The following is a 21,101-nucleotide window of genomic DNA, read 5'->3' on the forward strand; positions in this document are numbered from 1 at the left end:
AGTCCGTTATGATATTTCTCAATCGACTTTTTCCACACGAATGTAAATTTGTTCGCATTTGCTTCAATCTTAGTTCCATCAATAAAAATAGCTTCCTGATCAATTAATTTTTCCTGTACTAGCTGGCAGCGGAATTGAACGAAGCATTGACGAATCAACTCTTTCACCTCTGGTTGAACACGGAATCGATTGATTGTGCGGTAGGTTGGTTCATACCCTTGAGCTAGCCACATCATCCGAAGACTATCTTTTAAAAGAGCCTCAATTTTGCGCCCTGAGAAGACAGATTGCGTGTAGGCACATAAGATAATTTTAAGCATCATGCGTGGATGGTAGGCAGGACAGCCCTCATTTCGAAGGAATGGTTCAAACGCTTTGGACGGGATACTTTCGACTAAATGGTGGACATGGAAGACAATATCATTCTTTTGTAACTTCACTTCTAAATCTAAAGGCAAAACTAATTGATTCATGTTATAATCTTTAAACATAAGGATCCTTCTTTCTGTATAATTTGGTTGTGGTGACTTAATTTTATCAGAAGTGGTCCTTATTTTTTATGAAAAAAATTTAAAGCCGGTGAAATTTTACTGATCGTAAAATTTCACCGGCTTTTTAGTTTAGAGAGGGGTTATGTCCCAGCCTCTTTTTTAATCAGTAGGTAAAACATAACCACTGAAGAAGTAGGGAGTAATGGCAAAGGTCAAACCTTGTCATTACTCCTTTTTTGATTGAATGACTTTTAATATGCATACAAAATTTTATACATTGTTGATTTGACAGCGTTTTTCAATTCAACTTTTTATATTCTCAGCTTTTATTTTTTGTCTTTCTAATTCGACTTTCTCCAGTTCCACTTCTAGTTCCCTATGCTTAATCAAATACTCTTTTTTTATTTGATAAACTTTAATGAAGCTTAAAATCACAATAATAAAAGCAAATATCAACATTAATAATTGCATATTCGAGAAATACAAACAATACACCTCACTTTCTATATATATATTATATAAAGTATACATTAATTCGGTTATTATGTATAATGGAGGAAATAATGCAATTTATTATCCATAAATGTATTATTTTACTAAAAACAAAAAAGGAGAATTAGGATGAAAAAATTTACCGTTTTTATTTGCAGTTTGATACTTACTTTGATTGTATCTACAGTTTCACCAAGTTTTGTACATGCCAATGAACTAGCAAGTAAAGAAAGTGCTTTAGCCGAATCAGTATTATATAACTTTAATACTAAAAAACTAGAATTTGATGAAGAGGCTGCTAATGAAGTATATAATTTCACAGATGAAGAATTAAATTATTATGAATCTTCTCTAGAATCACTAACTCCTGAAGAAGTTAATAACAAACTTTTAACATTAGGGATAGACATGGAAAATTATGATGGCAACATAATTTATAAAGAAGATGAAAATGGTGAAATTCAAGAATTTGCCGTTATAGCGTGGCTTGCAGGAATTGGTTTTGTTTCTTTTGTTGGATATTTTTTCTGGGATCGATATCTTACACATAAAGAAAAAATGAATTATATGAATAGATGTTTTGATCAGCACGGAAACCCAATAATTGACTCAAGAGATAGATCTGGTTCAAAAGTACAAACCAATGAAGCAGAAGCTGAAAGAATTGGTGGGTATAATTTTGCATGCGAAAAACCATAAAAAGAAGAAATAACATGTGAGGAAGGTATACAGGAAAGAAACTGGGACATAAGTGTTTCAGCCAACAAAAAAACCGAACTATTCAATGAAACGCTTATGAAGTGTTTCGGAATAGTTCGGTATTTCTATTTACGTGTTTTATTAATTTAGAAATTATTCGACTTTTCGAAGGAACCATTTAGTTATGTCCCAGCTTCGTTAAATTAAATTTTTGAAGTTTAAGCGTTTATTCAATGTATACATAATCGGTGCACCGACTGCTAAGACAACAAATTCACCTGCGGCAACAGTTAACCATGCCCAGAAGAATGGTAATTCTAATGCAATGTTCAATTCAAAAGCAATGATGAACATTGTGCATGTAAATAATAATGTATTAATGACTAAACGTGCCCAAATATTTTTGACAAATTTACAAATAAGAATGAACAACCCAAGGGTAATCATTGAATGGGCTACACCAAAATACAAATCGATAATGCCATTTGGTGAAAATAGATTGGAGATAAATACACCAATAATGATTCCGAAGGTAAAGCGTGGATTAAACGCAACTAGATGATTAAACATTTCTGATATACGGAACTGCACCTCTGTAAAGCCAAATGGGGCGACTAACAATGTAATAGCAATGTAAAGAGCTGCAATTATGCCACTCGTTGTTAAAAATTTTACTTTCATATACATTTCTCCTTAGTTTTTTTGCGTGGGATGGTTACGAACCACGTGAAGCAAATGCAATCATATCAATGTTTATGCTTATTTGTAAATAGCAATGAGTAAAAAAAAACGCAGAAATTCATAGTGCTAAAGGTAATATTTAGCCCTTGTTCGTTGCTCATTAGTGTGCGTGTGACCGGGATTAGAATTTGGAATCCATAAGAAGAGGGGCTTGTACAGTAGCTTCTTTACAGATGGAATGATACTGGACTATAGATGAGAAGCAACCGTGAACATTAAAAATCGAATATCTATCCAGTCATATTAAAAAGAACTGTGCTAAGCAGTTCTTTTAACAAGTGTAGTTATCAGTAGTTTTTTAAAACACTAAATGCTTGAGCAAATTTTTGGGCGAAGATTAATGGGGGCTCTATTGATTGAAAATGAACGTATAAAATTACTGGATCTGAATATATCCAGTGATTATGGACGGCACTTATAATTAAATTATTTTCTGCAAGTACCTTAACAAATGGTGTTAATTCTTCTTGAAGTACTACAACTTCACCTAAGTTAAGTGCATTTCCATATATATCGAGTGATTCGAACGTTATCCCAGCATGAAGTGCACTACGACTTGGGCGACCTTGAATCATAACATTAAGGTTTCGATTAAGCTTTACTGAACATACACCATGTTCAATAGAAGCTTTTCCGTTGGCAATCTGAGCAAATTTTGTACACATATCTTGAAAGCTTTGCATTTAGACACCTCTGCTTTTTAAACTTCTATAATGAGGATGCCTTGGTGCGAAAGTAGTAGAGGTCTCTGATTGGGATTTATTCATCTAAAACATTTTTAATTTCTCCTATTTCAAAAATTATATCGTCTAGTTGTTTTTTGAATTCATCTGTATATTCTAGTTCTCCATCTAAATCTTTTGTATATTCCAAGGCATTTAAGGCAAAATCTAGAGCAAATGCAAATAGACTGTCACAAAGATTAGAAATGATTGTGTCAATATCTCCTACATTTGCATTTTGTTTCTCTTGTGAATAAGAAGGTTGATTTAAATCGATTTCTTCATTGTTCATGGTATTCCTCCTTTTTGAAAGCAGCATTCGTCTTATTTGCATCATATGCATTAAGTGTAAAAAAGGAGACTGAAATGTGTAGATCAATCTTGTTAGCAATAAATAAAATGTAACCATTAAGGGAGAAAGTACTCGCAGGTTGATTTTATTCAGCCATCCAAGGTGTTACTCAAACGCACGTATGCTTCCCAGATATCCCGTTACCCTAAAGTAGTTGGTTAGTAGATGTCTTGTAGAAGTAATAGCGAATAAATATAATAATTTGAAAGCCTGACATTTCTTATGGAGAATGTCAGGTTTTTAAGTTTTGTATATAAATTACTTGAAAAATCAATAGCAGAAAAATAACTTCGCGAAATTTGTCAAAAAAATTTTTGTTATATTAGAAAAAGAAATCGATTTATAGAAATAGTGTAGTTTAGTGGTTTAAAGTGACAAATTGAGTGAAAAAATAAAATATTTTGTTAAGTTTAATAGTCAGAACATTCATAATGTTATTGACGAACCTATATAATAACGATAATATAGCGATAAGTTCACACTTTGTTTGGATAAAGTGTGATAAATATTAGAGATAATATTGGGGGGATTATTTGTGAAAAGCAATTTAAGAAAGCTTTCGTTCCTGTTATTTGGATTAGTTTTAATGCTTGCTGCTTGTGGCAACAGTGGATCTAGTTCATCAGATTCGAAAGAGAACGACAAGAATAATGCTAGTGAGAGCAGCAATGCAGATGACAAAACATTTAAGATTGGGATTACTCAAATTGTTGAGCATCCATCTTTAAATGCTGCAACTGAAGGTTTCAAAAAAGCAATTGAAGAATCTGGCTTAAAAGTTGAATACGATCCGCAAATAGCGCAAGGAGATAATAGTCTTAACACGACCATTGCAAACAATCTAGTAAGTGCCAACGTAGATTTAATCTTTGCTAACTCTACGCCATCAGCACAAGCGGCGGCGACAGCTACTAGTGATATTCCAATTGTCTTCACTTCTGTAACGGATGCTGTTGGCGCACAGCTCATTGAATCTATGGAGAAGCCAGGGAAAAATGTAACAGGAACGATTGATTTACATCCTGATACTATTTCGAAAACAGTAGTATTCTTAAAGGAACTAGGTGCGAAAAAAGTAGGTATGGTATACAACGCTGGTGAGCAAAACTCAGTAGCACAAGTAAAAGAAGTGAAAAAAGTTATGGCTGAACAAGGCCTAACAGTAGTTGAGGCATCTGCGGCAACTTCTGCAGAAGTAAAACAAGCTACTGAATCATTAATTGGTAAAGCAGATGCATTCTATATCATTACTGATAATACAGTAGTTTCGGCTCTTGAGTCTGTAATTGATGTAGCAAACTCTAATAAATTACCATTAGTTGTTGGAGAGCTCGACTCTGTAGCACGTGGTGGCTTAGCTGCATATGGTTTTGAATATTATGACATCGGTTATGAGGCGGGGCAAATGGCTGTGAAGATTCTAAAAGGTGAAGCAACACCTGCTGATATACCAGCGCAATACCCACAAAAATTAAAACTATTAATCAATAAAAAAGTAGCGGATGATTTAGGGATCAAAATGAAAGATTCTTGGGGTGCAGAGCTGTTAGAAAAGTAATGACTGACATGATTATCTTATGGAACGAAGCGGGGGAGAACTAAAACTGCCCCCGCTTTATCTACTTTTTAGAATAAAAAATGAAGTCATTATGAGGAAGGATTAGCGCTATATATAGTTACGAGCGAATAGAGTACATTGCATTAATCCCAATTATGGTGGGGTAATCCTTTCTAGATTCATCTTATTAGAATACTAAAAATTATGGTTCATATTGAAAGTTGTAGTGGATAAGTTGATTGGAGTGGAGGCTAGGCTAGGCGACTCCTTAGGGATTAGCGATAGAGGAACGAAGGCTTATCGGACGCCCCCCAGGAAAATGCCCAGCCGGAACGGAAATCAACTTCAAGTTATGGTGATGAGCCGAATTATATTTATTAAGAAATTATTAGGAGATGATGAACTATGTTTTTAGCAATATTTGGCGCGATGGAGCAAGGGATCATCTATGCAATTATGGCACTTGGTGTGTATTTAACATTCCGTGTGTTAGATTTTCCAGACTTAACGGTTGATGGAAGCTTTGTAACAGGGGCAGCTACAGCAGCGACGATGATTATGCTTGGCTACCACCCAATCTTAGCAACTTTAGTGGCAATTGTTGCTGGATTTATTGCTGGATGTATGACAGGAATTCTTCACACAAAAGGAAAGATTAATCCTCTATTATCGGGGATATTAATGATGATTGCTTTGTATTCTATTAACCTACGAATTATGGGATCAACTGCAGAAAATACGATAGGTCGTCCGAATATTCCACTATTAAATTCAGAGACTTTATTTTCAAAGTTTCAAGTGTTTTGGAACGATTTGGGAATCGATGCTGCTTTAAATAACCTATTAAAAGGCTTCGGCGTTCAGAAACTACCTTCAACATGGAGTACGATAATCGTAGTTTTAATCATTACGATTTTAATTAAGTTCATTGCAGACTGGTTCTTAAAAACAGAGGTTGGATTGGCTATTCGAGCAACCGGTGATAATAAGCGTATGATTCGTAGCTTCTCAGCAAATACAGATACACTTATAATTTTAGGGCTAGGACTTTCTAATGCACTTGTGGCATTTTCTGGAGCTTTAATCGCTCAATATTCAAAGTTCTCAGATGTCAGTATGGGGATTGGAATGATTGTGATTGGTCTTGCATCTGTTATTATCGGTGAAGCAATTTTCGGTACAAAAACGATTATGCGCACAACTTTCGCTGTCATTGCTGGAGCGATCATTTACCGCATTATTTTAGCATTAGCATTACGAGTAGATTTCCTTGATTCAGGAGATATGAAATTAATAACGGCTATCATTGTTATTATAGCGTTAGTTTTACCACAATTTATCAATAAGGGTAAGGAACGAAAACGAAAGGTGAAGCGTGCAGCAGAGAGAACGCGCGTAAAGACGGTAGAGCAGGGAGGGAAGCGCCTTGCTTAAATTAAACGGCATTAATAAGATTTTTAATGAAGGTACGCCTGATGAAAAAATAGCACTCGCAGAAATTAATTTGCATTTGAAGCTAGGGGATTTTGTCACAATTATCGGCAGTAATGGTGCTGGTAAATCGACCATGATGAATATGATTTCTGGCGCGCTAATACCAGACTTTGGCACGGTTTCAATTGATCGGAATGAGGTTACTACTTTGCCAGAATATAAGCGTTCTCACTATATCGGTCGAGTATTCCAGGATCCGATGGCTGGTACAGCGCCAACAATGACGATTGAGGAAAATTTAGCATTAGCTTACTCACGTAATAAGAGTAGAGGCATGCGCTTCGGTGTTGATAAAAAGCGTCGTGAATTTTTCAAGGAATCGTTAGAGATGTTGGGTTTAAATCTTGAAAATCGATTGTCTGCAAAAGTTGGCTTACTTTCGGGAGGGGAGCGTCAAGCTTTGTCACTTTTAATGGCAACATTTACGAAGCCTTCGATTTTATTGCTAGACGAGCATACTGCGGCACTTGATCCATCTCGTGCAGAGTTAATCACACGTATTACGAAATATTTAGTTGAGAAAGACAACTTAACGACATTGATGGTCACGCACAATATGCAACAAGCATTAGATTTAGGAAATCGACTGATTATGATGGATAAAGGTCAAATTATTTTAGAGGTCGGCGAGGATCGCAAGCATGAATTAACCATCCCAGATTTGATGGCAGAGTTCGAACGTATCCGCGGAGAGAAAATGAACTCAGACCGTGCGCTACTAGGATAATAAATGATAAAACGCTCATACCTAGGTGTGGGCGTTTTCGATTGTTGTCGATATTTTTTGGAAGTTGGGGGATAAAGAAATAAAGTTTGTTAATAAAAAACTGAAAATTTAGTTAAAGTGAAAGAGGTGCATTATAATCTAACTAAAGGAGGTGAAAATATGTTACTCAAAAAGCGCGAAGTTTCATCAAAACAACTCACATTAGAAATGCTTGAAAGGCGATTACCGAAATCTCACCCAAAAACTACTTACTATCAAGATATGCTCAATAGAACAAGAGCAGGGTATGCAGGTGAGCAACGAGTAGATCGAGAATGGCAAAGTATTTATTTAGAGCAAACGCATTATTTATTACACGATGTTGCGCTTAAGGATGAAGGTGGATCCATACATCAAATGGATACATTGTTGATGTCGCAGAATTTTATTTTAATAGTGGAAATCAAAAATATCGTTGGGCGTGTAGAATATATGGAAGATAACCATCAATTTATTCGAATTACGTCTGATGACAAAGTAGATGGTTTTCGCAATCCCTTTGACCAAGTGAAGCGGCACGCCAGAATGTTGCGTAGATTATTTCAAATGAGTGGGCATCATATACCGATTGAATATATAGTCGTTTCTGCAAATCCAAATATGATTATGACGTCCAGTTTGTCCGCACACCCGATAATTCATGTGAGTGGCTTGGCTGAGAAGGTAGAGCAGTTGTTTAAGCAACATCAACAAGCCTATCTAAGTAAAGAAGTTTTAAGAGAATTCTCTGAGCAAATTCTAACGATGCATAAACCGACACAGTGGACGCTAGATATGAATGTGGATGAACTAAAGAAAGGTGTATTATGCTCTAAGTGCGATTATCGATTTGTCATGCACTATCGTCAAGGTAAGTGGCGGTGTGAGAATTGTGGTGGGAGAGATGATCAAGCATTTAATAATGCACTGAAAGATTACCGTCATATGTATGGTGAATTTATATCCAACAGTTTATTTCAAGATTTTTTCGGTATCTCTTGCGCTAAAACGGTATATAAAATATTGAAGTCTTTGCAGCTTCAAGAAGTAGGTGCAAAAAAGGATCGAAAGTATATTATTAAATAGTATATAGTCTATCAACGCGGTCAGATAGACTGTATTTTCTAAAATGTTCCGATAAATTAATAAATCATTCCGATAATATCTGAAATTGTTCTGATAAATCTCAAAATTGTTCCGATAAAACACAAAATCATTCCGATAAGCCCCTTATCCACACAAAAAAGCCACACTCACGCAAGTAGTGTGACCCTTTATGTTAGACTAGTAAGCCAAATAGTTGAATGTCGTTGTTTACTTCTTTGTATTTGAAGCCGAATTCATCCATGCGAACAAGTAAACCTTCGTAGTCTTCACGATCGCCAAGCTCGATACCGACTAGGGCAGGACCACTTTCTTTGTTGTTTTTCTTTGTATATTCGAAAGTTGTAATGTCATCATTTGGACCTAGCACACTTGTTAGGAATTGGCGAAGTGCGCCTGCGCGTTGTGGGAAACTAACGATGAAGTAGTAGAGTAAGCCTTCGTGAATTAAAGACTTTTCTTTAATCTCCTGCATACGATCGATGTCATTATTACCACCACTAATGATGATAACGACTGATTTCCCTTTAATTTCCTCTTTGTAGGAGTCGAGTGCTGCTACGGATAATGCTCCAGCAGGCTCTGCGATAATAGCGTGTTTATTATAAAGATTTAAAATTGTTGTACATACTTTTCCTTCAGGTACTAGTACGATATCGTCTAAGTAGCGACGACAAACGTCATATGTGTGGTTACCGACGCACTTTACCGCAGCACCGTCTACAAATTTGTCAATCCAATCAAGTGCCACTGCACCGCCTTCTGCAAAAGCAGCCTTCATACTGCCCGCCCCGGTAGGCTCAACACCGATAATTTTGCTATTAGGGGAAAGGTTTTTCACATAGGCAGAAACACCTGACATTAAGCCACCGCCACCAATACTACCAAACACGTAATCAATCGGTTCTTCCATGTCATTCATAATTTCAACAGCGACCGTTCCTTGTCCAGCAATGACATCGAAATCATCAAATGGGTGAATAAAGATTTTATCGTGTTCATCACAGTAAGCAAATGCGCTTTCTGCAGCATCATCAAAGGTATCACCTGCTAAAATAATTTCTGCATAATCACGACCAAACATACGCACTTGGTCAATTTTTTGCTTAGGTGTTGTTTGAGGCATAAAAATACTTGCCTGAATTTTCAATTGAGCACAAGCGTAGGCCACACCTTGGGCATGATTACCCGCACTCGCGCAAACGACGCCAACTTTACGAGCCTCTTCTTCAATTTTTTTAATCTTATAATAAGCACCACGAAGTTTAAATGAGCGTACATGCTGTAAATCTTCGCGTTTAAAATAAATATTAGCTCCATATTTCTCGGATAGATAGTCATTTTTTTGTAGCGGCGTGTGCACCACTACGTCTTTTAAGAAATGATGTGCAATCAAGATATTTTCTACTTGCACAGTTCTAGTGTCAGCAGCTTCCATAATATTCATCCTCCGTATACGTATAAAACATTTATCTATGATAGCACATATTATAAGCTTTTTGTCATTAATTTTTAGTAAATTCTAAATTTTCGGTGTCCGTTTTGTCTAGGAAACTACAAAATGCAGAATAATTAAATTTCTACGAGAATTTTTTTGTAAAAATAAAGGATGCACACATTTCCTCATAACAAAAATGGTCAAGCATATAATAGAATACCTTAGGACAAGTAGGAGGGTATATAATTGGAAATCATTCAAGGAATTCTATCTACATACATGCAATTTTTCAATTGGGAAATGTGGAAAGAGATTTTAACTGACCCTGTCTCTTGGGGGTTAATATCAACATTAATTATAATAGAAGGTTTACTTTCAGCAGATAACGCACTTGTATTAGCAGTGCTAGTGAAGCATTTGCCAAACAAGCAACGCAAACGGGCATTAATGTACGGTATGTTTGGGGCCTATTTTTTCCGATTTTTATTTATCGGGATAGGCGTTTATTTGGTAGAATTTTGGTTTATTAAATTGCTAGGAGCCCTGTATTTAGGTTGGCTATGTGTTGCTCATTTCTTACAGATAGGGGAAGCGGATAGTACTAAAGAGATGAAAAAAACAGGGTTGTTGGTTCGCCTTTTTGGAACTTTTTGGGCAACGGTTATTTCTGTGGAACTGATGGATATTGCTTTTTCAATTGACGCGATTTTTGCTGCTTTTGCGATATCCAATCAAATTTGGATATTACTAATCGGGGGAATGTTAGGTATTTTAATGATGAGAACTATTGCTGGCTTATTTTTAATCGTTATAGAAAAAATACCAGAATTAGAGGCAACAGCATTTATTATTATTGGGATTATTGCACTGAAAATGCTAGCCAGCGTCATCGGTATTCACGTCCCACATTATATGTTTTTTGTTGTGTTAATTGTTATTTTCTCAATAACTTTCATTATTCATTTTTTAAAAAAGATGAGGGTCGCTTAATATAAAACGGTTCTGTTCTCAATGAAGAAAGAGGACAGAACCGTTTTATTGTTATTTTACATATTGATCAGGATTCACAATATAGAACTTTTCAATATTAAGCCAGCTTTCACTCATTGGCTCGCCGTCATCAACACGTTTTTCTGTTTCTCGCATCATCCAAGCAGTTTGAGACGTATGTGCTTGTAATGCTTTAATTTTATCCATCCTCATTTCACGTATATCGTTGACAACATGTGGCTCTCCATTTTTTTCGATCGTATCATTTGCAAAGGCACAACCTAACACTTGTGGACGTGCAACTTTTGGCATCCGACGAACAGCTTCCACTACGGCACGTGCTGTAGCTTCATGGTCAGGATGCACTGCAAAACCAGGTAAGAACGTAAAGATAAGAGAAGGCATTAGCTCCTTAATTAAACCTTCAACAAGCTTTACCATTTTTTCATCGTCTTCAAATTCAATCGTTTTATCACGGAAACCAAGCATACGTAAATCTTGTATTCCCATAGCCTCTGCTGCTGCAACAAGCTCCTTACGTCGAATTTCTGGCAAAGATTCACGTGTTGCAAAAGGTGGGTTTCCTAAATTACGCCCCATTTCACCTAAAGTTAAACAGGCATATGTAACCGGTGTATTCATTTTCTTTGTATAATAGGCAATTGTTCCAGCAACTGAAAAAGCCTCATCATCTGGGTGAGGGTAAACAATTAAAATATGACGCTGTGGTTGTAAATTCAAAAAGTCGTCCCCCTTAGTAAGTAAATGGCGTTTCGCTAATTTCGAGTGCAATCGCCAATTTACCTGAGTAGTCTAGTCCAGCCATTAATAAACGGCCTAAATCATCTAATTCAAAATGTGTGATGCCTTGAGCATAAACCCAGCCATGTGCCATTTTTAACCCGACACGATGGGGTGAATCATCTACCACTTTAGCAAGTTCATAGTTGATTTTTGCATTGCGAATAAAAGCACCTGCATTGAAAAATTTTTCATCATAGTGTGCTGCATAAGAACCGTTTGTCGTCTCAAGATGAATATAAACGTCTTTATTGGCGAAAGAATTCAATAATTCCTGCAACGTCTTTACTTGTACTTCTTGCATCTCAACACTCCTCTCGATTATTTCTCCTTTAAGTATAGTAAAAATAATTCACAAAGGGAAATTGAATGCCTATGTAACACAACATCATTAATATACTTCACCTCAAATGAATCTCGAAGGCTTGTTTAACGTCTTTCAGTGAGTCCACATATATCAATGAAATAGAGGAACTCAGGATAAGAACTTATCATTCTGTGAAACGCATGGGTGACCAACACCGTGCTGTGCTGCCGCTCTGTTTTAGTATGCATGAAACGCTGGCGTTAAATTGTGCTTCGCTTTATTGTTGCCGCCACTCCGTTGTGCTACGCTTTCGCAAAAAAACCTCTGAGCTAAAGTTTCCGAACGCATTCGTACCGGGGCATAAATGATTCCATTTTTTAATCTATGAAGATTTTTAAGCAATACTCTTGAAAAAATTATAGAAATATATAATATAATGAGTGTGAAAGCAATTGTGTACAAAATGTGTCGTTTTGTATTGTATACGGTTTCACAAACGAAAAGATACTGAACATGATTTCTTCCTTAACAGAGGAAAGGCAGCGCATAATGTTGAAGGGGATTTTAAACTAGGTAATAACGAATTCTATCTTGGTACAATAGATGACGTTCCTTCAACATTGGTATGTATAGCTGTAAAAAGGGAAGAAGACTGAAAGCTCATTATCATAGTATAGTAAAAAAAGCCGTGATTCTCTTTTATGACGGAGAATCGCGGCTTTTTATAATTAGCGGTTTTTGGAGGTATGTATTTGTTAATATCGGTTGAGTTTCCGTTCAATGGAATCTAGACGGTTATTGAGATGTGATAGATGCTTATGCATTTGTCTAAATTGTACACTTTGATTTCGCGCGTCGGATGTTCTTGCTTGTTCATTTGCTTCTTCTTCCTGCAATGCTAAAATGGTGGAGAGGGTTGCTAATGAATACCCTATTGTCAAAACCATTGAAGATATTAATTCTACTTTGGTAGAGGTTATATCTCCACTTTGAATACCTGTATCTTCACCTAGGAGACCAGCTTCTTCACCAGCTAGGAAATTTCCTTCTCCATTTGGGGTTTGTTGTTGTCTACGTCTTACCATTTTTCTCCCTCCCATATACAGCTAATATATGGCATATGAAGCAGTAGCGTATCTTGTCCAGAGAATTAATAAAAAAACAACAGTTAAAAAATTCTTAATTTTCGGATAATTTAATTGCTTTTTATGGAAAAATAGAGCAATATAGTAGAAATAAACAGTTGTTTTTAGGGGGAATAGATGTGAACAAAAACTTTAAATATTGTAAAGATTCTAGAGTTATGCGTACAAGTCGAGTTTTTCCGAATGATATTAACAATCATAATACACTGTTTGGCGGTCGATTGATGAGTGACATCGATCAAGTAGCTTCAATTTCCGCTGCTAAGCATAGCCGTAGAGATTGTGTGACAGCCTCAACGGATTCTGTAGACTTCCTGCATCCAATACGCCCGACCGATTCCGTCTATTTCGAATCTTATGTAACGTGGACAGGGACATCTTCAATGGAAGTTTTCGTAAAGGTCATTTCTGAGAATTTGAAAACAGGAGAACGTAAGGTAGCAGCAACAGCATTACTAACCTTTGTTGCATTAGATGAAAATAATAAACCAGCCCCAGTTCCATCTGTTATCCCAGAAACAGTAGAGGAGACAAAACTACATGAAACGGCATCTGAACGAGCAAAGGCGCGTGCAGATCGTAAAAAGGAAAGTAAGGCATTGGCTCAATTCATTTCGATGAACGATCCATGGGATTATCGGCTCGAAATGATGGAGAACTACTATATGTAAAAAAGGCATCTGAAACTAATCAGATGCCTTTTAGTTATTATGCCGAGGCATAATTGAGTCCGGAATCGGCTTTGTGCTTGCACAAAAAACTCCTTACCGTCCCATGACATCCGCAAGAGGTTTTAACTTCTTTGTAGCGGATGATTGGACACCCACTGAAAAGTGACTTAAACCCGCACGTATCTCATCACCTATAGGGTGGGGTGTACCTGTCGCTTTGCTTTCGCTACAGAAATAATTGTACCTGTCGCTACGCTTTCGGTCAAAAGACACTTGCTGAAAAAAGTTAGATTTCTGTTACTGTTACTTGTGGTGCGCCATAACGAGATTTTGCACCGTGCATAACTGGCCCTACATAGTCATTTAATGCCCAACCGTGAGCGATTGCAGCTGAAACGAATTCTTTTGCTTCAATTACAGCTTCTTGTACTGAAAGACCGTTTGCAAGGTTTGCTGTTACGGAAGCAGCAAATGTACAGCCAGCCCCATGGTTATAAGTAGAAGCTACTTTTTCAGATTCTAATAAGTAGAATTTTGCACCGTCGAAGAATAAGTCAGTTGCTTTTTCAGTAGCTAACGCTTTTCCACCTTTAATCACAACGGCTTTGGCACCAAGGGCGTGAATTTTACGAGCGACTATTTTCATTTCTTCGATTGTTTTTGGTGTCCCAGTACCAGCTAATTGGCCAGCCTCAAATAGGTTAGGTGTTGTAACTGCAGCTAATGGTAAAAGATGTTGAATCATTGCATCTGTATTACCAGGGTTTAATACTTCATCTTCTCCTTTACATACCATTACAGGGTCAATGACCACGTTTGCAGTACCAGATTTTGCGATAGCATCACCTGCGATACGAATAATCTCTTCCGTTGACAGCATACCAGTTTTTATGGCGTCAATGCCTGTTGAAAGAGCGGTATCGATTTGTTTTTGTAAAAGCTCTGTTGGTAATGGTGTTACGTTATGAGTCCAACCGTTTGGATCCATTGTTACGACAACTGTTAATGCCACCATGCCATATGTGCCGTGCTCCTGAAATGTTTTAAGATCGGCTTGCATACCTGCGCCACCTGATGTATCTGAACCAGCAATCGTTAAAGTTTTTTTTAGAGCCATGTGGAATATCTCCTTTATAAATAAAAGTTTTAAAATTACCATCTAGTATAGTCTTATTCTGATGCTGTAAAAATAGTCAGAGTTAGATATTTTTAGAAGGTCAGTTCAACTTCTTTTAGTAGAAGTCTTCTATTTCTATAGACGGTGAGATGAATTTGGGTTTTTCTCACTTTTCATCTGAAAGAAGTTAAAGCCTCCGCCGGATGTCACAGAATCGGAAAGGAGTTAATAAAGGATGTTAGCCTAAAATCATCGATCCGTGCGATAACGGCTAACTGACCTGAATCGGTGCCGCTGCCGTTACGTTAGCACTGCGCTTTCGCACAAAAAACAATTGCAGGCCTAAGCGTAAAGCCGATTCTGGACGCAATTATGCCAAGGCATAATTGAACTGGATACTTGAATTCAACATTATTTTTTTGTACCGTTGTAAGAAGAGAGAGGGGCTTATATTACAATGAAACAAGTATTCCCGAATGATTGGCAAGCAATACTTGCAGAAGAAATAGAAAAGACATATTACACAAAGTTACATCAATTTGTAGATGATGAATATTCAACACAAACAATTTATCCACCGATAAATGACATAATGAATGCATTTAATACGACGGCTTATCAAGATGTAAAGGTCGTAATTTTAGGTCAGGATCCGTATCATGGACCAAACCAAGCACATGGATTAAGTTTTTCGGTCATGCCGGGAATCAAACATCCACCAAGCCTACGAAATATGCTACAAGAATTACAAGATGATCTTGGCTATCCAATCCCTCAAAATGGAACATTAACAAAATGGGCGAAGCAGGGAGTAATGTTATTGAATACTGTATTAACTGTTCGAGCAGGTCAAGCGAATTCTCATAAAGAACAAGGATGGGAGCAATTTACCGATGCTGTAATCGATAAATTAGCATCAAGAGATAAACCAATTATTTTTGTGCTTTGGGGTAAACCAGCACAACGTAAAAGACAATTAATTCGTAAATATTCAACATCACATTTAATTTTAGAAGCACCTCATCCAAGTCCACTAAGTGCTTATCGAGGCTTTTTCGGCAGTAAACCATATTCAAAGATTAATGCACAGTTAGTAGAATGGGGAGAGCAACCAATTGATTGGAATCTAGCATAGATTGGCATAAATCGATATCTTCATTCAATAATTGTTTTTTTAGCGACAGCTACAAATGTTTTCTGTAGCGAAAGCAAAGCAACAGCTACAATTAGACCAAGGCGAAATTGATGCACATCACTCATCGTTTCGTGTTACAGTTAATAATAGAAGAAAGTGAGGAACAACGATGAAGGTAAATTGTTTCAAATGTCAATATTTTAAAGTAACGTGGGACCCACAAACTCCACGGGCATGTGTAGCATATGGCTTTAAAACGAAGCAAATACCATCTGTTGTCGTTAAACAATCCTCTGGCACAGACTGTTTAAAATTTGTGCCAAAAGCAGAAAGTGGGAGAATGCAATGATTCCTTATCAAGCCGTTATTCAACAACTTGAAAAACAATTATCTGGTGTTAAAAATGTTGGAGACGAACAGCAAATTCGTGAAGCCTTAACGGCAATCCGAGCATTATGTGATGTGGTATTAGACTCATCTGACGATATTTCTAAAGCCCAGTCAAAACATCTGCCACAAATGCTAGTGTCAGAACCGAAGCAAACAAGCTTATATACTGCAAAAATTGAAGAAGAAGACGGAGCAAATGGTGATTCGATTTTTGACTTTTAATTATCTTCTTCAGCGAAGACGCCCACCTCTGAAGGTGGCTAGATGAATGCGGATGTGGTTCCTTTTCAGTAGGTGTCCCAATGCCTACTGAATGAAGATAAAGCCTCCGGCGGATGTCATGGATTTTGAAAGGAATAAATTGTGCAACACATTCAAAATCAGGACCATTGTCTATCTGCGCGAAAGCGTAGCGACAGCGGCAATTGCGCCAAGGCGAAATTGATTAAAGGTAGGGATAATGACATGAAAAAATTTATCGTAACAGGTGCACTCCACGGCTTTTTAGCAGTGGCATTGGGTGCATTCGGTGCACATGCTTTAAAAGAGGTTCTAGACGATTATAGTCGCGGAATTTGGGAAACTGCTGTTCAGTACCAAATGTTTCATGCCACGGCTATACTGGTGATTGGCATATTGATGAGCTCGAAACTACTAGGTGAAGTAAAGCAGTTAAATTTAGCTGGAATCTTTTTTAACCTAGGTATTGTCTTCTTTTCAGGAAGCTTATATGTACTGGCAATCAGCGGCGTTAAAGTTCTAGGTGCCATCACGCCAATCGGTGGTGTTCTATTTTTAACTGGCTGGGTTCTAATTATAGTTGCTGCCCTTAAACATGCGCGATGAAAGTTGAATATAAATATTTTTCCAAAGTTACTCCTTTGCACTATGTGTGAAGGGGTTTTTGTTTTGTTGGGAACTAGTAACGGGTCAAGAGAATTTTCCTTCGTAATGAACAATATAATTACTATACAATGGTTAGTTTTAATTCCTATTGTTTTTGTAAGGATTTATAGTACACTATAATTATCAAATAAGTTCGATAAATAGGAAGTGAGGTTTTGTGATATGGAGAAGCTTTTTACTTTACTAGATCATAACTATGATGAAATGGTAGCGATTCGTCGTCATTTACATGAATACCCGGAATTATCCTTTGAGGAAGTGGAAACTCCAGCCTATGTAGCTGCTTTTCATCGAGCATTAGGACATGAGGTTCGAGAGCGTGTAGGTGAACGTGGTGTTGTTGCTACTTTACGCGGAGGGAAGCCAGGTAAAACAGTGGCATTACGCGCTGATTTTGATGCACTGGCAATTTGGGAGGAAAATGACGTCCCTTATAAATCAAAAGTGGATGGTAAAATGCATGCATGTGGACATGATGGTCATACTGCAACATTACTAGGGCTTGCTAAAGCACTTCATGCAATAAAGGATGATATTGCGGGCAATGTAGTATTTATTCATCAGCATGCAGAAGAAATGGCGCCAGGTGGAGCAAAGCCTATGATTGAAGATGGATGCCTAGACGGGGTAGATGTTATTTTCGGTACACATTTATGGGCACCAACACCGTTAGGAGATATATTGGTGAGAGACGGGGCGATTATGGCTGCTGCGGATAAAGTGGAAATTACGATTCATGGCAAAGGTGGTCACGGTGCGGAGCCTCATCATTCTATTGATGCAGTTACTCTTGCGTCACAGTTTGTAGTCAATGCACAGCAGATTATATCTCGACGTATTGATCCATTAAAGTCAGCTGTCTTAACGATTGGTCATTTGGAGGCGATTAATCCTTTCAATGTTATTGCCGAACGGGTAGTATTAGCTGGAACAGTCCGTACTTTTGAAGAGCAGGTACGTAAACAAATGGAGCAAGAACTTGAGGCTATTTTAAATGCCACTTGTTTGGCATTCAGTGCAAGCTATGACTATCGTTATACAAGAGGCTATCCACCTGTGTATAACCATGTGAAAGAAACAGAATTTATTGCACAACTTGCAGCAGATATACCAGGAGTAGAAAATATTATCACGTGTCCACCATTTATGATTGGTGAGGACTTTGCGTATTATTTAGAGAATGTACCAGGAACATTTTTCTTCACAGGTGCTAAAAAGCCAGAGTGGGAAGTAGCATATCCTCACCATCATGCACGCTTTGACTTTGATGAACGTGCAATGTTGATCGCTGCCAAAACATTAGGAAAAGCAACATTGCAGTTTTTACAAGAAAATCAGTAGTAAATAAAAATTGGCATGCTAGGAGATATCCTAACATGCCAATTCTTTTGATCTAATGGCAAATATCCACGCAGATTCCTCGTTTCATACTACTAACACATTTGCGACGCATGCAAGGATACGAGACTCAATGGGGAGTCTAACGAAATTTGCAATGCGACGAAGCTTAAGTAAAGCGGAGCGAAGGAGCAAGCCGATTCTGTTCTTATTTTATTCGCATATAGAGGAGCGGGATATTACCATAAAGAAAATATGAATTTTTGAATAGCTTTTTCTTATGGATTTTGGTTAAAATAAGCCATTTCTTCATCATATTCAGCGAAATCAAAGTAAATCATTGGGAAAAGGAAACGATGATTCGATTTGAGTTCACGTAAAATAACATGGTCTCGACCGGCTGCTTCTACAACGCCTCGCACAGTTTTTGTGTTTTTTCCTTGCTCAACCGCATGCTCGAAGGAAAAATGGAAAGTTCCAGGCTTTCCGCGATTTAATCGGAAAATATTCTCAATATACGATTGCTCCCGTCCAGTTGGTCGTGCTCCAGTCGTCTGTGGAGGCATTACCTGTGGCGGCATTTGTTGTTGCGTTGTCGGTGTCCAATAATAAGGCATCATAAGTTATCAACCTTCTTTCTTTTAGATTTGAGGACAATCTTCTTCGGTTGGCGAGAAGAAGCAATGTGCTTTGAATCTTCCCGTATTCCACTGACCATACCATTGTGCTGGACAATCTCCCTCAGGTCTGAAAAACCATAGAGAACGAGTCGCCGGATGGAATCTTTCGCCTTGAATAACTCTCTTCGCTAATCGAAGGTCTTGATCACGTGCTCGTTGATAAAAGTAGCCTTTTTGTGTCGCTTCAAAGCCTCCAGGACGCTGAAAAACCATTTGTTCAATTGTACGAACATCCGTAAAATCTAAACAATCGGCTCGTACACGATTGACGCCAACATTGCCGACCATCAGCATACCTAAATTTCCTTCACCTTCTGCCTCAGAGCGCATAAGCCTTGCTAGCATGGCTGTTTGTGCATCATTCGTCTTTATAACGGCGATTTTCACTCCTCCTCGCAGACAGTATATGCATGATGGTATTGTAGACATGTTTAATTTTAACTTTTTTCAGCAAGTGTCTTTTGACCGAAAGCGTAGCGACAGGTACAGATGTCTTGGTAGCAAAAGCGAAGCGTCAGCTACAGAAGTCTCCTACCTCTATAGGCGGTAAGCTAAGTTACTTTTCATTGGAAGTTGAAGCCTCATGCGGCGGATGTCACGTAATCGGAAAGGGTCGCATTTATGCGATAACGGCTAACTGACCTGCATCCTACGCTTTCGCGAAAAAAACATCTGCAGGCCTAAGTGCAAATCTGATTCTGGACGTAATTATGCCGAGGCATAATTGATTGAAAGAAATTCACAATTTAAAAATGCTACGCATATATTAGTAATAACGAGTAGTCTGTAAAATAGAGCTAAACTTTTAAAAAATTTTAGATATTCAACACCAAACGTATGTTATATAAGTTGATTGGAGTGAAGATGAGCTCCTTGGGAAACTGCGTCACAGATAAGACCCCGAAGCGCGAACGGGTAGGGGAACGAAGGCAAAAAGCATCCCGTCCTGTGGTAACGCCTCGTGATGAACATCCTGTTGCTGCGCTACGCTTTCACACAGAAAACACTTTTTCCTCCGACGTCCCAAGGAAACCACCTAGACAGGAACGGAAATCAACCCCACGTTATGGTGATGAGCCAAATTTTATAAAAATGGGTAAATAGAGATAGAAAATATAATGGGGAACGTGAGATAGGGAATTGCATGTGTATTGAATACATGTGAGGTGATAGGGTATGGAGATTGGTGTTTGGGTAGGCATTTTGTTAAGTGCTGTGCTGGCATTTTTAGTAGGGAGTTTTTACGGACAGCCACTCCATTGGTATCTCTTCATATTAATAATTGTAGTAGGATTTTTTATCCATACGATTATACTAATTTTAAAGGTTAAGGATGAAAGATGAAAGGTCTTGAGGTATGAAAATAAGAAAGTGTCATCGCGGTTTGTGGCACTTTCTTATTTTTTTTGATTGAGTAAATGAAATCTAATGTTTTGTAAGTATATTAAAAATAAACTGTGACATACTAAAGTGGAAAATTATTTTTTGCTTTTATGAAGGAGTGTTATAATGCATAGTTTTGTTACGTTTGTAGCAATTATCATAAGTGCATTCATGGCAGTTGGTATAGCAGAATACTATCATCAACCATATAATTGGTATTTAGTTTTTCTTATGATTCTAACTGGCTTTTTTATTCATACAATTATTTTAATATTGGAATCAGAGAACAGCGAAGAAAGTGAATATTAAAAAGAGGCTGGGACATAACTAGCTTCAATTCATGAGAAATCCGACTTTGAATTCATTCAAAGTCGGATTTCTCTATCTTTTATGTTGTCTCCA

General features: G+C 37.5%; 24 protein-coding genes and 1 riboswitch. Of the genes, 13 read left to right on the forward strand and 11 right to left on the reverse strand.

Features of this window, described 5'->3' with window-relative positions:
- Window positions 1-491 (reverse strand): transposase (locus ACIPKN_RS26145; RefSeq protein WP_400941809.1); only part of this gene is annotated, 491 nt, incomplete at its 3' end.
- A gap of 621 nt (window positions 492-1,112) precedes the next feature.
- Between ACIPKN_RS26145 and ACIPKN_RS26150 the strand changes: the two genes are divergently transcribed.
- Entirely contained in the window at window positions 1,113-1,682 is a 570-nt protein-coding gene (locus tag ACIPKN_RS26150; RefSeq protein WP_400941811.1) for a hypothetical protein, read from the forward strand.
- Between the two features lie 198 nt (window positions 1,683-1,880).
- Here ACIPKN_RS26150 and ACIPKN_RS26155 read toward each other — a convergent pair whose 3' ends face one another.
- The 3 genes from ACIPKN_RS26155 to ACIPKN_RS26165 form a co-directional block, all read right to left on the reverse strand.
- Window positions 1,881-2,363, reverse strand: a complete 483-nt coding sequence (locus tag ACIPKN_RS26155; RefSeq protein ID WP_142509411.1) for a QueT transporter family protein — start codon at window positions 2,361-2,363, stop codon at window positions 1,881-1,883.
- Between the two features lie 6 nt (window positions 2,364-2,369).
- Window positions 2,370-2,414, reverse strand: a riboswitch (PreQ1 riboswitch).
- 296 nt (window positions 2,415-2,710) lie between these two features.
- Window positions 2,711-3,106 (reverse strand): DUF1259 domain-containing protein, encoded by a 396-nt coding sequence (locus tag ACIPKN_RS26160; RefSeq protein WP_400941814.1) that lies wholly within the window; start codon window positions 3,104-3,106, stop codon window positions 2,711-2,713.
- A gap of 76 nt (window positions 3,107-3,182) precedes the next feature.
- Window positions 3,183-3,437: a hypothetical protein gene (locus tag ACIPKN_RS26165; protein ID WP_400941816.1), complete on the reverse strand. Its 255-nt coding sequence runs from the start codon at window positions 3,435-3,437 to the stop codon at window positions 3,183-3,185.
- Window positions 3,438-4,032: 595 nt separating this feature from the next.
- Here ACIPKN_RS26165 and ACIPKN_RS26170 point away from each other — a divergent pair.
- The 4 genes from ACIPKN_RS26170 to ACIPKN_RS26185 all read left to right on the forward strand — a co-directional run bounded on the left by ACIPKN_RS26170 (window position 4,033) and on the right by ACIPKN_RS26185 (window position 8,380).
- A complete protein-coding gene (locus ACIPKN_RS26170; protein ID WP_400941819.1) occupies window positions 4,033-5,055 on the forward strand; it encodes an ABC transporter substrate-binding protein in 1,023 nt (340 codons plus the stop codon).
- A gap of 405 nt (window positions 5,056-5,460) precedes the next feature.
- Window positions 5,461-6,489 carry an ABC transporter permease gene (locus tag ACIPKN_RS26175; RefSeq protein WP_400941821.1) on the forward strand — a complete coding sequence of 343 codons (1,029 nt, stop codon included), beginning with the start codon at window positions 5,461-5,463 and terminating at the stop codon, window positions 6,487-6,489.
- A complete protein-coding gene (locus ACIPKN_RS26180) occupies window positions 6,482-7,276 on the forward strand; it encodes an ABC transporter ATP-binding protein (protein WP_400941824.1) in 795 nt (264 codons plus the stop codon). Before ACIPKN_RS26175 ends, ACIPKN_RS26180 begins: the two co-directional genes overlap by 8 nt.
- A 159-nt stretch (window positions 7,277-7,435) precedes the next feature.
- The gene (locus tag ACIPKN_RS26185; RefSeq protein ID WP_400941826.1) at window positions 7,436-8,380 is read left to right on the forward strand and encodes a nuclease-related domain-containing protein; all 945 of its coding nucleotides are present in this window, start codon (window positions 7,436-7,438) and stop codon (window positions 8,378-8,380) included.
- Window positions 8,381-8,573: 193 nt separating this feature from the next.
- Here ACIPKN_RS26185 and ilvA read toward each other — a convergent pair whose 3' ends face one another.
- A complete protein-coding gene (gene ilvA / locus ACIPKN_RS26190) occupies window positions 8,574-9,836 on the reverse strand; it encodes a threonine ammonia-lyase IlvA (protein ID WP_400941828.1) in 1,263 nt (420 codons plus the stop codon).
- Window positions 9,837-10,082: 246 nt separating this feature from the next.
- Here ilvA and ACIPKN_RS26195 point away from each other — a divergent pair, with 246 nt between their 5' ends.
- Entirely contained in the window at window positions 10,083-10,826 is a 744-nt protein-coding gene (locus ACIPKN_RS26195; RefSeq protein ID WP_400941831.1) for a TerC family protein, read from the forward strand.
- Window positions 10,827-10,877: 51 nt separating this feature from the next.
- Here ACIPKN_RS26195 and bshB2 read toward each other — a convergent pair whose 3' ends face one another.
- From bshB2 to ACIPKN_RS26210, 3 genes are all read right to left on the reverse strand, one after another.
- Window positions 10,878-11,567 carry a bacillithiol biosynthesis deacetylase BshB2 gene (bshB2, locus tag ACIPKN_RS26200; protein WP_400941833.1) on the reverse strand — a complete coding sequence of 230 codons (690 nt, stop codon included), beginning with the start codon at window positions 11,565-11,567 and terminating at the stop codon, window positions 10,878-10,880.
- 13 nt (window positions 11,568-11,580) lie between these two features.
- Window positions 11,581-11,931: a YojF family protein gene (locus ACIPKN_RS26205; RefSeq protein ID WP_049667947.1), complete on the reverse strand. Its 351-nt coding sequence runs from the start codon at window positions 11,929-11,931 to the stop codon at window positions 11,581-11,583.
- Between the two features lie 758 nt (window positions 11,932-12,689).
- Window positions 12,690-13,019: a hypothetical protein gene (locus ACIPKN_RS26210; protein WP_400941836.1), complete on the reverse strand. Its 330-nt coding sequence runs from the start codon at window positions 13,017-13,019 to the stop codon at window positions 12,690-12,692.
- Window positions 13,020-13,198: 179 nt separating this feature from the next.
- Here ACIPKN_RS26210 and ACIPKN_RS26215 point away from each other — a divergent pair, with 179 nt between their 5' ends.
- Window positions 13,199-13,750 (forward strand): acyl-CoA thioesterase, encoded by a 552-nt coding sequence (locus ACIPKN_RS26215; RefSeq protein WP_142509401.1) that lies wholly within the window; start codon window positions 13,199-13,201, stop codon window positions 13,748-13,750.
- A gap of 286 nt (window positions 13,751-14,036) precedes the next feature.
- On the opposite strand, the gene thiD is transcribed toward ACIPKN_RS26215, so the two are convergent.
- Window positions 14,037-14,867 carry a bifunctional hydroxymethylpyrimidine kinase/phosphomethylpyrimidine kinase gene (thiD, locus tag ACIPKN_RS26220; protein ID WP_400941839.1) on the reverse strand — a complete coding sequence of 277 codons (831 nt, stop codon included), beginning with the start codon at window positions 14,865-14,867 and terminating at the stop codon, window positions 14,037-14,039.
- Window positions 14,868-15,324: 457 nt separating this feature from the next.
- Between thiD and ACIPKN_RS26225 the strand changes: the two genes are divergently transcribed.
- The 5 genes from ACIPKN_RS26225 (at window position 15,325) to ACIPKN_RS26245 (ending at window position 18,639) form a co-directional block, all read left to right on the forward strand.
- Window positions 15,325-16,002 carry a uracil-DNA glycosylase gene (locus ACIPKN_RS26225; protein ID WP_400941841.1) on the forward strand — a complete coding sequence of 226 codons (678 nt, stop codon included), beginning with the start codon at window positions 15,325-15,327 and terminating at the stop codon, window positions 16,000-16,002.
- Window positions 16,003-16,171: 169 nt separating this feature from the next.
- Window positions 16,172-16,351, forward strand: a complete 180-nt coding sequence (locus ACIPKN_RS26230; protein WP_068985233.1) for a uracil-DNA glycosylase — start codon at window positions 16,172-16,174, stop codon at window positions 16,349-16,351.
- A complete protein-coding gene (locus ACIPKN_RS26235) occupies window positions 16,348-16,614 on the forward strand; it encodes a YwdI family protein (protein WP_400941844.1) in 267 nt (88 codons plus the stop codon). Before ACIPKN_RS26230 ends, ACIPKN_RS26235 begins: the two co-directional genes overlap by 4 nt.
- Before the next feature lie 243 nt (window positions 16,615-16,857).
- Window positions 16,858-17,238 (forward strand): DUF423 domain-containing protein, encoded by a 381-nt coding sequence (locus ACIPKN_RS26240; RefSeq protein ID WP_248717785.1) that lies wholly within the window; start codon window positions 16,858-16,860, stop codon window positions 17,236-17,238.
- A 222-nt stretch (window positions 17,239-17,460) separates the two neighbouring features.
- On the forward strand, window positions 17,461-18,639 hold the full coding sequence (locus ACIPKN_RS26245; protein WP_400941846.1) for a M20 family metallopeptidase: 1,179 nt from the start codon (window positions 17,461-17,463) through the stop codon (window positions 18,637-18,639).
- Between the two features lie 275 nt (window positions 18,640-18,914).
- Here the strand turns inward: ACIPKN_RS26245 and gerQ are convergent, their stop codons facing one another.
- Window positions 18,915-19,256: a spore coat protein GerQ gene (gene gerQ, locus ACIPKN_RS26250; RefSeq protein ID WP_132360250.1), complete on the reverse strand. Its 342-nt coding sequence runs from the start codon at window positions 19,254-19,256 to the stop codon at window positions 18,915-18,917.
- A 21-nt stretch (window positions 19,257-19,277) separates the two neighbouring features.
- Complete coding sequence (locus ACIPKN_RS26255) at window positions 19,278-19,661, reverse strand: cell wall hydrolase (RefSeq protein WP_400941852.1); 384 nt, start codon at window positions 19,659-19,661, stop codon at window positions 19,278-19,280.
- A 1,164-nt stretch (window positions 19,662-20,825) separates the two neighbouring features.
- Between ACIPKN_RS26255 and ACIPKN_RS26260 the strand changes: the two genes are divergently transcribed.
- Complete coding sequence (locus ACIPKN_RS26260; protein WP_400941849.1) at window positions 20,826-21,008, forward strand: hypothetical protein; 183 nt, start codon at window positions 20,826-20,828, stop codon at window positions 21,006-21,008.
- The last annotated feature ends 93 nt before the right edge of the window (window positions 21,009-21,101 follow it).

The sequence above is a fragment of the Lysinibacillus sp. NPDC086135 genome (genome assembly GCF_044746345.1).
GTDB lineage: Bacteria > Bacillota > Bacilli > Bacillales_A > Planococcaceae > Lysinibacillus.

Bases quoted from the DNA above. Each gene is read 5' to 3' on its own strand.
- ACIPKN_RS26150 (WP_400941811.1), top strand. From the start codon at position 1,113: ATGAAAAAATTTACCGTTTTTATTTGCAGTTTGATACTTACTTTGATT.
- ACIPKN_RS26155 (WP_142509411.1), bottom strand. From the start codon at position 2,363: ATGAAAGTAAAATTTTTAACAACGAGTGGCATAATTGCAGCTCTTTAC.
- ACIPKN_RS26160 (WP_400941814.1), bottom strand. From the start codon at position 3,106: ATGCAAAGCTTTCAAGATATGTGTACAAAATTTGCTCAGATTGCCAAC.
- ACIPKN_RS26165 (WP_400941816.1), bottom strand. From the start codon at position 3,437: ATGAACAATGAAGAAATCGATTTAAATCAACCTTCTTATTCACAAGAG.
- ACIPKN_RS26175 (WP_400941821.1), top strand. From the start codon at position 5,461: ATGTTTTTAGCAATATTTGGCGCGATGGAGCAAGGGATCATCTATGCA.
- ACIPKN_RS26185 (WP_400941826.1), top strand. From the start codon at position 7,436: ATGTTACTCAAAAAGCGCGAAGTTTCATCAAAACAACTCACATTAGAA.
- ilvA (WP_400941828.1), bottom strand. From the start codon at position 9,836: ATGGAAGCTGCTGACACTAGAACTGTGCAAGTAGAAAATATCTTGATT.
- ACIPKN_RS26205 (WP_049667947.1), bottom strand. From the start codon at position 11,931: ATGCAAGAAGTACAAGTAAAGACGTTGCAGGAATTATTGAATTCTTTC.
- ACIPKN_RS26210 (WP_400941836.1), bottom strand. From the start codon at position 13,019: ATGGTAAGACGTAGACAACAACAAACCCCAAATGGAGAAGGAAATTTC.
- thiD (WP_400941839.1), bottom strand. From the start codon at position 14,867: ATGGCTCTAAAAAAAACTTTAACGATTGCTGGTTCAGATACATCAGGT.
- ACIPKN_RS26225 (WP_400941841.1), top strand. From the start codon at position 15,325: ATGAAACAAGTATTCCCGAATGATTGGCAAGCAATACTTGCAGAAGAA.
- ACIPKN_RS26230 (WP_068985233.1), top strand. From the start codon at position 16,172: ATGAAGGTAAATTGTTTCAAATGTCAATATTTTAAAGTAACGTGGGAC.
- ACIPKN_RS26235 (WP_400941844.1), top strand. From the start codon at position 16,348: ATGATTCCTTATCAAGCCGTTATTCAACAACTTGAAAAACAATTATCT.
- ACIPKN_RS26240 (WP_248717785.1), top strand. From the start codon at position 16,858: ATGAAAAAATTTATCGTAACAGGTGCACTCCACGGCTTTTTAGCAGTG.
- ACIPKN_RS26245 (WP_400941846.1), top strand. From the start codon at position 17,461: ATGGAGAAGCTTTTTACTTTACTAGATCATAACTATGATGAAATGGTA.
- gerQ (WP_132360250.1), bottom strand. From the start codon at position 19,256: ATGATGCCTTATTATTGGACACCGACAACGCAACAACAAATGCCGCCA.
- ACIPKN_RS26255 (WP_400941852.1), bottom strand. From the start codon at position 19,661: ATGCTAGCAAGGCTTATGCGCTCTGAGGCAGAAGGTGAAGGAAATTTA.
- ACIPKN_RS26260 (WP_400941849.1), top strand. From the start codon at position 20,826: ATGCATAGTTTTGTTACGTTTGTAGCAATTATCATAAGTGCATTCATG.